The sequence below is a fragment of the Pseudomonas sp. TWP3-1 genome (assembly GCF_049896625.1).
Taxonomy (GTDB): Bacteria; Pseudomonadota; Gammaproteobacteria; order Pseudomonadales; family Pseudomonadaceae; genus Aquipseudomonas.
Genome location: NZ_JAFCUQ010000027.1, coordinates 48,250 through 59,289, shown reverse-complemented (window position 1 = coordinate 59,289; position 11,040 = coordinate 48,250). Strand labels below are relative to the sequence as shown.

At 59.9% G+C, this 11,040-nt stretch carries 9 protein-coding genes; 2 read left to right on the top strand and 7 right to left on the bottom strand.

What is annotated here, in order from left to right; genetic code table 11:
- Positions 1-127: 127 nt before the first annotated feature.
- Positions 128-1,525, bottom strand: coding sequence for a NorM family multidrug efflux MATE transporter (locus tag ACP7BN_RS26020; protein WP_426206660.1), 1,398 nt, complete (start codon positions 1,523-1,525; stop codon positions 128-130).
- A 158-nt stretch (positions 1,526-1,683) separates the two neighbouring features.
- Between ACP7BN_RS26020 and ACP7BN_RS26015 the strand changes: the two genes are divergently transcribed.
- Both ACP7BN_RS26015 and ACP7BN_RS26010 read left to right on the top strand, forming a co-directional pair.
- Complete coding sequence (locus tag ACP7BN_RS26015; RefSeq protein ID WP_420649226.1) at positions 1,684-2,604, top strand: LysR substrate-binding domain-containing protein; 921 nt, start codon at positions 1,684-1,686, stop codon at positions 2,602-2,604.
- 187 nt (positions 2,605-2,791) lie between these two features.
- Positions 2,792-4,768 (top strand): methyl-accepting chemotaxis protein, encoded by a 1,977-nt coding sequence (locus ACP7BN_RS26010; RefSeq protein ID WP_426206659.1) that lies wholly within the window; start codon positions 2,792-2,794, stop codon positions 4,766-4,768.
- Positions 4,769-4,782: 14 nt separating this feature from the next.
- Here the strand turns inward: ACP7BN_RS26010 and ACP7BN_RS26005 are convergent, their stop codons facing one another.
- The 6 genes from ACP7BN_RS26005 to ACP7BN_RS25980 all read right to left on the bottom strand — a co-directional run bounded on the left by ACP7BN_RS26005 (position 4,783) and on the right by ACP7BN_RS25980 (position 10,977).
- Positions 4,783-5,496: a phosphocholine cytidylyltransferase family protein gene (locus ACP7BN_RS26005; RefSeq protein ID WP_426206658.1), complete on the bottom strand. Its 714-nt coding sequence runs from the start codon at positions 5,494-5,496 to the stop codon at positions 4,783-4,785.
- A 22-nt stretch (positions 5,497-5,518) separates the two neighbouring features.
- Positions 5,519-6,121 carry a gamma-glutamyl-gamma-aminobutyrate hydrolase family protein gene (locus ACP7BN_RS26000; protein ID WP_426206657.1) on the bottom strand — a complete coding sequence of 201 codons (603 nt, stop codon included), beginning with the start codon at positions 6,119-6,121 and terminating at the stop codon, positions 5,519-5,521.
- Entirely contained in the window at positions 6,118-8,433 is a 2,316-nt protein-coding gene (locus ACP7BN_RS25995) for a PEP-utilizing enzyme (protein ID WP_426206656.1), read from the bottom strand. The genes ACP7BN_RS26000 and ACP7BN_RS25995 overlap by 4 nt, the downstream gene beginning before the upstream one ends.
- Positions 8,434-8,438: 5 nt before the next feature.
- Positions 8,439-9,188 carry a class I SAM-dependent methyltransferase gene (locus ACP7BN_RS25990; RefSeq protein WP_420649221.1) on the bottom strand — a complete coding sequence of 250 codons (750 nt, stop codon included), beginning with the start codon at positions 9,186-9,188 and terminating at the stop codon, positions 8,439-8,441.
- Positions 9,185-9,733 carry an adenylyl-sulfate kinase gene (locus ACP7BN_RS25985; RefSeq protein ID WP_426206655.1) on the bottom strand — a complete coding sequence of 183 codons (549 nt, stop codon included), beginning with the start codon at positions 9,731-9,733 and terminating at the stop codon, positions 9,185-9,187. The genes ACP7BN_RS25990 and ACP7BN_RS25985 overlap by 4 nt, the downstream gene beginning before the upstream one ends.
- A gap of 80 nt (positions 9,734-9,813) precedes the next feature.
- Positions 9,814-10,977, bottom strand: coding sequence for a hypothetical protein (locus ACP7BN_RS25980; protein WP_426206654.1), 1,164 nt, complete (start codon positions 10,975-10,977; stop codon positions 9,814-9,816).
- Positions 10,978-11,040 lie beyond the last annotated feature (63 nt).

The following is an 11,040-nucleotide window of genomic DNA, read 5'->3' as shown; positions in this document are numbered from 1 at the left end:
ATCGTTTTATCAGGCGGGCATCTAGCCCAGTCATTTGATATCCATGCCGTCCCTTTATAGACCAGGATCGGGAGATGTGTAGATACCAATGCTCATCGCGGGCAAGCCACGCTCCCACAAGGTGATCTCAGTCAGTCTGGGCAGCTGTGTACTGATGCGTAGCAGCAGGCTCGCGCCGAATCATCCGCTTCATCTTCCACTCGAATGCCAGCGTCAAACTCACCGCCGCACACGCCAGCCCCAGCGCCAGCCCCCACCAGACGCCCGTCGGCCCCCAGTGCAGATGGAACGCCATCAGCCACGCCGCCGGTGCGCCAATCAGCCAGTAACAACCGAGACCAACGAGGAACGTGGTCTTCGCATCCTTGAGTCCACGAATGGCGCCCATGGCGATCGTCTGCGTGCCATCGAACAGCTCAAACCACGCGGCGACTGCCAACAGGCTCACGGCCAGTTGAATCACCTCGGAAAATGCCGGGTCGTTGTGATCGAGGAATAAGCCGACCAATTGATTTGGCAACAGCCAGAACACCATCGCAAAGGCCAACATCACCACCGCACCGAATAGGATCCCGACCCGGCCGGACATCCGCGCATCATTGAGCTGCCCGGCGCCATAATGCTGGCCGATGCGCATGGTGATCGCGTACGACATCCCCGCCGGCACCATGAACGCTACCGAGACAATTTGCAGCGCAATCTGGTGCGCACCGAGCTGCGTGCTGCCCATGGTGCCCATGCACAGCGCCGCGAAAGCGAACAGGCCGACTTCCACCGCATAAGTGCCGCCGATCGGCAGGCCCAGACGCCACAGCTCTTTGAGGTATTGGCGGTTCGGCCGCGACAAGCCCTGACGCAACGGATAAGCGTCGTAGGCCGGATGCCGACGAATGTGCCAGGCCAGCGCCAGTGCCATGCAGTTGGCGACAATCGCCGTGACCAGGCCGATGCCCATCAAGCCGAGTTTCGGCAGGCCGAACATGCCGGTGATCAGCGCGTAATTCAGCAGAAAATTCGCGACCGTGCCCACCAGGCTGATAACCATCACTGGCGTCGCGCGGCCGATGGCGCTGGTGAACCCGCGCAGGGCCATGAAGCTCAGGTAGCCGGGCAGCGCGAACGGCAGCGCGATGAGAAATTGCCCGGCGGCGGTGACGTTGGTTTCGGTCTGGCCGAACAGCAGCAATACCGGTTCCAGGTTCCACAGCAGCAGACCGGCACCGAGCGCCATCAGCCACGCCAGCCACAAACCGGCCTGAGTCAGTTTGGCAGCGCCGACAATATCGCCGGCGCCCTGGCGAATCGACACCAACGTGCCGACCGCCGCAATCACGCCGATGCAGAAGATCGACACGAACGAATAAGTCGCCGCGCCCAGCCCTCCGCCGGCCAAGGCTTCGGGGCTGAGGCGGGCCATCATCAGGGTGTCGGTCAGCACCATCAACATGTGCGCCAACTGCGAGGCGATCAACGGCCCCGCCAGCCGCAAAATGGCCCAGAGTTCGGTACGCACAGGTCGCTGCATGGTCATCACATCCATTTAATCGAGGGGGCAAGAGACCGTCGATTCTCGGCCCTCAACAAGCTTTGCACAAAGGGATAAAAAGGATGGGTAGCATGATTAAAACTCATCCAGGCGTGATTCTGCTAAGTTGGCGAAATCCCGCAATTGGAGCCTGATCCATGTCCCGTCGACTTCCTCCCTTGTATGCCTTGCGCGCATTCGAAGCGGCGGCGCGGCACAGTTCGTTTACCCGCGCGGCTGAAGAGTTGTCGATCACCCAGAGCGCGGTCAGTCGGCACATTCGTACGCTGGAAGAGCATTTCGCCTGTCGGCTGTTTCACCGCAGCGGACGCAATCTGCAACTGACCGAGTCGGCGCGCATGCTGTTACCGGGTATCCGCGACGGCTTCACCGCGCTGGAAAGAGCCTGTAATACCCTGCGCGCCGAAGATGACATCCTGCGCATGAAAGCCCCCTCGACCCTGACCATGCGCTGGTTGCTGGCGCGCCTCAGTCGCTTCCGTCATCTGCAGCCGGGCAATGAGGTGCAACTGACCAGTGCCTGGATGGACATTGATTCGGTGGATTTCAACGACGAGCCATTCGATTGCGCAGTGCTGCTGAGCAACGGCCATTTCCCGCCGGACTGGGAGGCGAGTTATCTGTTCCCCGAAGAGCTGATTCCGGTCGGCGCACCCAATCTGCTCAACGATCAGCCGTGGGATGTGGCGCGGCTGGCCAGCGCCGAGCTGCTGCACCCGACCCCGGATCGTCGCGACTGGCGCAACTGGCTGCTGCGCATGGGTCTCGCTGATCAGGTGTCGCTCAAGGGCGGGCAGGTCTTCGATACCCTGGAGCTGGGCATGATTGCCGCCGCTCGCGGGTACGGCGTCTCCATGGGCGATTTGCTGATGGTCGCCGAGGATGTGGCGCAAGGCAGGTTGAGTTTGCCGTGGCCGACAGCGGTTGCCAGCGGGGAAAATTATTATCTGGTGTGGCCGAAAACCCGTCCGGGAGGTGAACGTTTGCGCCGCCTCAGCGACTTCCTGCAAGGCGAAGTGCGCGCCATGGCGCTGCCGGATGTCACGCGCTTGAGCTGAAACGTTCGAGCCTGCACAATGCCGGCCTTTCGCCATAACCGCGCTATCTACTCAAGTATTCGGGTTTTCCGCCGAATACGTGCAGGTGGGACCGACGTGCCGGTTTCGCGCTTCACCCCCCATTATTAGAATTTTCCGAGCAAGTGCCGCGATCAAGGAGGATCCGCAGCTCGGCCAGGAGCTGTCCATGTCTCAACCTCGTGCTCGGATCGCCTCGCAGCTGGGCCTCGCGCTCGCCGTGATACTGGCGATTGTCATCAGCGGCAGTACGGTGTTCGCCCTGCGTTCGCTGGATACCGCCAACCTCGCCACCCGTGAAGAGCACCTGGCCAGTGAGGCGCGCCTGCTGGCCGATCAGCTGAGCACCTTTCACGGCACGCTGCGTGAAAGCACCCAGCGTCTGAGCGGGTTGTTCGAGAAGCGCTTCAGCACGGGGCTGAGCATTCATCCGGATGAACCGGTGAACGTGGCCGGCACCCAGACTCCGGGTCTGCACCTGGGCAGCGAAGTGTTGAACAACAACTTCAAGGAAGTTGACGGCTTCAAGCAGATGACTGCCGGCGTCGCCACGTTGTTCGTGCGCAGCGGTGAAGACTTCGTGCGGGTCAGCACTTCGCTGACCAAGCAGGACGGCAGCCGCGCCATCGGCACCTTGCTTGACCACGCCCACCCGGCCTATGCGAAGTTGATGGCGGGCCAGAGCTACGTAGGCCGTGCCTTGCTGTTCGAACGCTCTTACATGACCCAATACACCCCGGTGCGCGACAGCGGCGGCAAGGTGATTGCGGTGCTGTTCGTCGGGTTCGATTACACCGACGCGCAGAACGCCCAGTTCGACAACCTCAAGCGCTTCCGCATCGGCCAGACCGGTTCGCTGGCGCTGCTTGATGAGCAGAACAAATGGTTGGTGCCGCCGGCCGGTGTACAGGCGCTGGATCAAGCGATTCCGGTGATCGGCGGCCTGGCAAAGAAACCGGGTAAAGGCGAATTCTGGAGCGACAAATCGGAAGACTTCTACAGCGTCGCCGTGCCCTTCGATGGCGGGCCGTGGTCGGTGGTGGCGAGCATGCCGAAAAGCGAAATCCGCGCCGTGACCTGGAGCGTCGGCATTCAACTGGCCATCGGCAGCCTGCTGGCGATGCTGATCGCGGTCGGTTCGGCGGTGTGGCTGTTGCGCAGCAAATTGCAGCCATTGGGCGATCTGGTGCGTCAGGCCGAAGCCTTGGGCGCCGGTGATCTGAGCGTGCGTCTGAACGTGTCGAGCAACGATGAGATCGGTCAGCTGTCGCGTGCTTTCAATCAGATGAGCCAGGCGCTGTCGACCATGGTCGAGCACATCCGTCGTGCTTCGGGCGAGGTCAACAGCCGTGCTCAGGCGCTGTCCGGTTTGTCCGGTGGTGCGTATGAAGGCATGGAGCAGCAGTCCGGCGAAATCACCAGCATGGCTGGCGCGGTTGAAGAGTTCTCCGCGACTTCGCTGGATATCGCCGACAACATGGGTGCGACCCAGCGTCTGGCCCAGGAAAATGCTCAGCAAACGCAGATCGGTCGCACCTCGATGGGCGAAGCGTCCTCGTCGCTGGAGCAGATTGCCGGCGCCCTGAATAGCACCGCCACCGTGATTAACACCCTCGGCCAGCGCTCGCAGGAAATCGGCGGAATCGTCGGTGTGATCACCTCGATTGCCGAACAGACCAACCTGCTGGCGCTCAACGCGGCGATCGAAGCAGCGCGTGCAGGCGAACAAGGTCGCGGCTTCGCCGTAGTGGCCGACGAAGTGCGCAACCTCGCTTCACGTACCCGTCAGGCGACGGATGAAATCTCCGGCATGATCCAGAGCATTCAGCAGGAAACCGGTAACGCCATCAGCACCATGGAACAAGGCAATTTGCTGATGCAGGAAGGCTTGTCGCGCAACGCCAACGTCGCTTCGGCACTGGCGCGTATCGATGAGCAAAGCCGTTCGGCCGGTGAGCAGTTTGCCGCGATCACCACCGCGACTCAGGAACAGAGCAGCACTGCGACTCTGCTCAGCAGCAACTTGCAGAGCATCGCCCTGGCCAACAGCGAGCAGCGTGAAGTGGTTTCCAATCTGGCGATTACCGCCAAGGAGCTGGAAAAACTGGCAGCAGATCTGCGCTCCGAGGTTGACCGCTTCCGTTGAAGCGGCGCGCCTGCTTACTGGTAGGCAGAGAGGTCTTCGCTGGAGTCGACCTCTCCCCATTCTCCCGTGTAAGGCACAGCTTCGATCGGCACTCGACCGGCATCGATGACCCGTTGCAGGGTGTTGGTCATGTGCATCTGGTCGCACTGGCTCGGGGTCAATTCGCTGCGTAGGCGAACCACTTCTGCCCAGCCCTCGGGCGTGAAGCGCAGCAGACCCATGTACTGGCCTTCGACTTCATCCACCGTTTGCGGTTTGTTGCCGATTTCCGCCAGCGTCTGGTCGCTGTTCAGACGGAACGTTTCGGCGTCCAGCAATGGATCGCCGAAACGTTGTGTCCACAATGCCAACCAGTTCGGGTCATAGGTCACGGCCAGCGATGCCTGGTTGGTCATCAACGACTGCACAGCCGTCGGGCTGTAGAAAATATCCGAATAACTCACGATGCACGGCTGCCCGGCAAGCCAGGCTTCGGCGCATGCCAGAGACGCGACCATGTTGGTTTCAGCCCAGCGTGGGTTATGAAATTCGCTCAGACCTTTGTCGGCCAGCAACGCGCGCTTGTAGCCTGTGACCACAGCGATTTCGCTGATGCCCGCCGCGCGCAGTGACTCCAACTGCCATTCGAGCAATGGTTTGCCGCGCAATTCGACCAGGCATTTCGGGCGTTCATCGGTGAGACTTTTCATGCGACTGCCACGGCCGGCAGCGAGAATAATGGCTTTCACAACAGGTCTGTTCCGTAAGTGATCAAGTGGGGTCGGATTCGCCAAAAAGCTGCTGGATTCGCTGCACGTCGTGCGGGGCAAAATCGGCCTCGCGTTCCGGGTGCCACATCCAGCCTTGCCAAGGCAGGCGTGAGTGGCGGATGGCTTCGATTTCGCCGTCTTCGCTGCGCGCCAGCACTTCAAATTCTGGCGGGCAACTGGCAAGGCACAGGTTATGAAAGCTGTTCACATCTGCTTTGATCTGGCCGGACAACCGGTGCCGCGTGCGCACATGGCCGGTCACCGGCTGCAACTCCCCGCCCGCCCAGTGCGCGAGCATTTGCATGCCTCGGCAAATACCGAGGACGGGCAGACGCCGGGTGCGGGCATGGTCGAGCAGTTGCTGTTCAGTCAGGTCGCGGGACGGGCATTGGCCGATGTCATTGCCGCCGGACAGCACAATGGCATGGGGCGAAACCGCCGCCAGCCACTGCTCAAGGCAGGCATGATCCAGGCCATTGGGCACCGGCACTGGAATAAAACCGGCCGCCAGCAGAAAAGCGCACAAACGCTGATCCAGCGCATCGCGGATCTCGCCGCGCTCCGGGTGGTTGTCGACCCGCTGGCTGATCGCCACGACTTTCACGTCATCATCTCCACCCTGCGCCCCGGGCAATCCAGATGCAGGATGTCCGCTGTCGACCAGCGACGATAGAGCACTTCACCTGCACCGATCACGGCCGGCAAACCGAGTTCACCGGCACGAATCGCCATATGCGAATTGGCCCCGCCCCACGCCGTGATGAGCCCGGCAATCGGGTAAGCAAACAACCAGTCGAAGCCCGGGTCGGCATTGGGAATGCAGACAATTGCTCCGGCGAGTTTTTCCCGGTCATCGCATTGCACCACGGGCGCAGTCACACGCTTTTGGGTGATGAAATTCGGCGCCGTTTCCGGCCACTCGAAGCTCCACACATCCTCGGGGCAGGTGATCATCGGCGGCAGCGATAACTTCAGCGTTTCGGCGTAGCGCGCCTTGCCTTGTTCGATGCTGCGCAACAGCACCTCTTTGGGATCCGCAGCCGCCACATGCAGCTCGGTGAAGGCGCTGATATCGCAGTAGGCCAGGTCTTCACGCCCGATGCCGTGTTCGGCACCGACTTGTGCAATCAGCGCCAGAGCGTCGGACAGGTTGCGTGTGAAGTGGAACTTGGCCAGCTCGCGAAGCTCGATGCCGTTTTGCAGGAAGTCCAGCAAACCCACCGGATCCGGCTGTAAGCCATGGGCTTCGAGCTGCTTCACGATCTCGCGCATCTGCGGCAGCGTCAGCGAAAACGGCTGAACAGGCTCCGGGGCAGACGGACGTTGATTCCAGTCAAAGTACAGTTCTGGCGCTTCATCGTAACGCGGCGACAGAATGTCGTAGGTGCCCGGACGCAAATGCCCGTAGCGCGACAGGAACGTCGCCTTGTCGAGCATCGCCCGATCACGCGCCAACTGACCGCTGACGGTAGAAACACCGGCCATGAACGCATCGTAGTCAGCCTGCGAAAACACTCCGACGGCCACCAGCGACCTGAGCATCTGCACCGCGACAAAACCCGCGCGGGCCAGGCCGGCGAAGGGCAGGGTGCCGTAGCGTTTCGCGTCCTCCAGAAGCCAGTAGATGCGCTCCAGCGGGTCGGCGTCGGAGGCCAGCAACTCTTCGCGGCGAGCGTTGAGAACGTCGAGTTTGTTGGCATCGCTGCGCCACAAACCGTCTTTCGGGTGGACGATGCGGTTGGTCAACTTACGCAAACTGGTGCTGATGGCTTCCAGTTCATGTTGCTGAAAACCGGCACTGGCCAGGCGTTCCAGCTGTTGTGACAAATCCAGGGTGTAGCAGGAGAAGACGATCTCGAACTCCACCTTGTCGTGCAGCGTCGGTTCCGCCAGCAGCCGCTCGATGTAGTAGTCGACCAGGCGCCCGGCCAGATCTTCGTCGAGGTCTGCCGGAATGAAGGAATTGAACGACAGCCGCACGTCAATGTAGGGCAGGCCGAAAAAGTGCGGCATCAGCGGAAAGCTGCGCAGGTTTCGGTAGCCATAGTTGTGACGCTGATACGCCCAGATCGAATCCGTCACCAGATCCCGATACAGCGAAAGCGCCAGCGGTTTCGGACGAATGCCGATGATCTCGGCCGGGTTCCAGTCGGGCATCACGCCATAGACTGTTCGCTGGCCGATCAGGAACGGATGCGGGCGCATGCCGCGCGCCACTTTGCGCTGGATACTCTGCAGCCGCGCAGCTTGCGCAGCATCCGATTCCGGACGCGCAGGCAAAATCAGTGGTCGAGCCTGGAGCAACCAGAGAACCTCGCCTGTGGCTTCGCCGGTTACCGCAAACTCGCAGTCGACAGGCTGGTCGCCGAACAGACCGAGCAATTCTTCAAGCAAGGCCACCACCGGAGCGAGCGATGCGGGCGGCGCCACTGGGCTGTGCGCCGCCTGCTGCCAGAGTCGCCCACCCATGCCGCCGGTGACCGACGCGGTGTCAGTGCCTTCGGACCAGTTCACCACCCGATACGGCGCGCAGGTGTTGGGGTCGTGAGAAAACGCGACACCGGAACGCAGCACGTTGGCCAGCATCGGCTGGATCAGTATCTCGTCGGCCAGATGCACATCGCCGTAACTGGCGATGACCTGTTCGATCGCGTCGGTCAGACCGGGGTCATCGACATTCGCGAGGGACAGGAAGGCGCCAGCGAACGAGGCATCGGCGCTGTCCTCGCGCGCGCAACTGGAGCGCACGATCCACGGGGCCGCAGACAGCCGACCCTGGATGTCCCGAATACAGGCTGGCCGATCCGCTTGCCAGTCGGCCACGCTGAACGCCAGCAGCGGCGCAATGCGCGCCGACGCGAGTCGCCCTTGCAGGCGCGACAGCGTGCCGGCCTTGGTTGAGAAGTGCAGGGCCATCAGGCTTATCTCAGCTGCGCGACCCAAATGTTCGTCGAGTACGGAATCTGGATCGACGGCGTCTGCAGACTTTGCAGGTAGTCGTCGATGGCGCTGATCACTTCATGGAAGTTCGCACCGGCCTGACGCTCCAGGGTGGCGTGCGAGCGCCAGGCTTCCAGGCATTCGGCGATGGTTTGTTGGTGAATCACTCGCGCATCCAGATGAACCACTGCGCCGAACAGCTCGCTGGCATCGATCACTGCGGTCTGATCTTCGCGACGGGTGCCGTAGCCATAACCTGGCACGCGTTCTTTGATGATGGCTTCGATGCGCGCTTGAATCGGGTCTTCAAGGTTGCGGTGGTTCCACATGCAGGCGAACCAGCCACGCGGCTTGAGAATACGCGCGGTTTCCTTGAGCGCCTGCTGGCGGTCGCAGACGTTGAAGGAACTGCCGAAGGTGACCATGTCGAAGGCTTGCGCGGCCTGGCCGGTGACTTCGCCAGTGCCCTCGTGCCATTTGACGTTGCCCAATGCGGCGGTGCGCTTGATGCCGTTGGCGCGCATTGCATCGTTGGGTTCCACCGCGGTGACATCCAGCTCACGCGCAGCAAGCATCAGCGTCAGGTGCGCAACACCCGCGCCGACGTCACAGAACGCGTCGCCTTTTTCGGCACCGGCGATCGACAGCATCGCGTCGATCGCCGCGTCGGCGTAGTCCGGACGTTTCAGGTAAGCATCAGCCAGCGTGGTGTAGTCCCATTCCGTTTTCATAGCAGATTCCTTGTATAAATTTTATTGAATAGATCATCGGCCAGATGTTGGCCGGAACGCAGCGGATTGAACTCGTCTACCCAGTCCGCTGCTTGTGGTTCATCAATGGCCAGATCGAGTCCGGCGACATTGTGCAATTCACCCGCGTGGTAACGACGGTAGATACCCTTGGGATCGCGGCGACTCAGCTCCTCCACCGGGACTTTCAGGTACACCTCGAAATACCCCGGCTGATGGGCGCGGTTCCACTTATGAACTTCATGAAACAGTGAAATCGTCGCGATCACGACGGTGTGCCCTTGTGCGGCAATCATTCGGCACAGGTGGGCGTATTGCATCGCCAGCGCCAGCCGACCTTCACGGCCATGATTTTGCGAGTTGGCTGCGGTTGCGCCGAACACTTCGCGCAATTCATCGCCGTCCAGCAGCACAACCGATTGGCCGTTGCTGCGCAGTCTGGCCGCAAGCTCGCCGGCCAGCGTTGATTTGCCGGCACCTGAGAGGCCTGTAATCCAGATTACCTGTGCGCCAAGATCGCGTTTCATATCGGTCTGATTTTTTGTTCGGTGTGACTGTAACGGCAGGCTTAACCATTTAATGAGCTCAGCCTGCTCCAAGGGTAGTTTTACTCGCCCATTGCCCGTCCAAAAGAGTCGAGTCTGAGCTGGCTGAATCTCGATTCGTGGCGGTGCTCGATCAGGTCTTTGAACACATCCTGAGAGCGGGGCAATTGGCTGTACTGTGCTTCGTAGAACTTCTTGTAAATGTAGTGGCTGTGCTCGGCCGACAGCATGCTGAACCCCAGTGCAATGTCTTTGAGGTCATTGCTGTTCTTGGCGATCGGCAGCAAGTTTTCCATTTGCTCGCGCCAGGCGTCGACTGTAGGGTTTTGTTCTGCAGTGAGCGGCACGTAGTAAATCGGTAATTTGCCGGTATTGAGCATGAACGAAACACCACCCGTTGAAGCATCGGTAACGATGGTGTCGCACAACTGGTAAAAAGCCGAACTGCTTGTTCCCTGCTCGTCGATGGAGATCCAGTCGTGTTGAGAAAGTTGCTGGCACAAGTCTTTCACGCTGGGGTGTGCGAGATCAGCCATGTACGGACGCAATATAAACTTCGCGTGGGGGATGGTGTCTTTTATCGAGTTAATGACGGTTTGCAGGTTTTCATACAGCGACGCGCCACTTGGGCAAATTCCAAGTTGAGTAGGCAAGAGTCCGACAACATATTGCTCAGAGGTTTTATCTGCAGGGCGAGCGGATTCGAAGAACTGCGGGATTTTCAGCGGCAACGTTGGCACTACACTGATCGGGCGAAGATCGGACCGCAGTGCAATTCCGTCGGTTATCAGGGCCTTCAGGGCTTTCCTGTCGTGTCTGTAAAGTTGCAGCCCTGTTTTAAGCAAGTCAAATCCTGACTGCGAAGAGCAAATAATCGCGTCCCAGTAGGAAGTCAGTTCTGAATAGTAGTATTTGTCCTGGGTCGGCATCCCGACGTTGCCATGGCTGATGAAGATGCCGAAGTTTGAATCGTCAAGTACACGGCCAATCCAGGCGTCATTGGAAAGTACAACTTGCGATTGCAAGTTTGAAATGTATTCCACGTCCACTTGTTGCACAGGGTGGTTGAGAAAATCTTCAGTCTCTTCTCTGCTCAGGCCGGTTTTGTCTGTTTGAAGAACAATGCAGTTATACGTGTTCCGCAGTGAGTTGAGCGCAGGCAACAAATACTCAAGATATGTTTTGCCACCTTGCGCAACGTTGCTGATCAAAAAAATATCTTTCATGGTGAGTGATTACTTCTAAAGTTTTATAGAGAAAATAAATCAAGTCAAGCGGACGCGGGATGG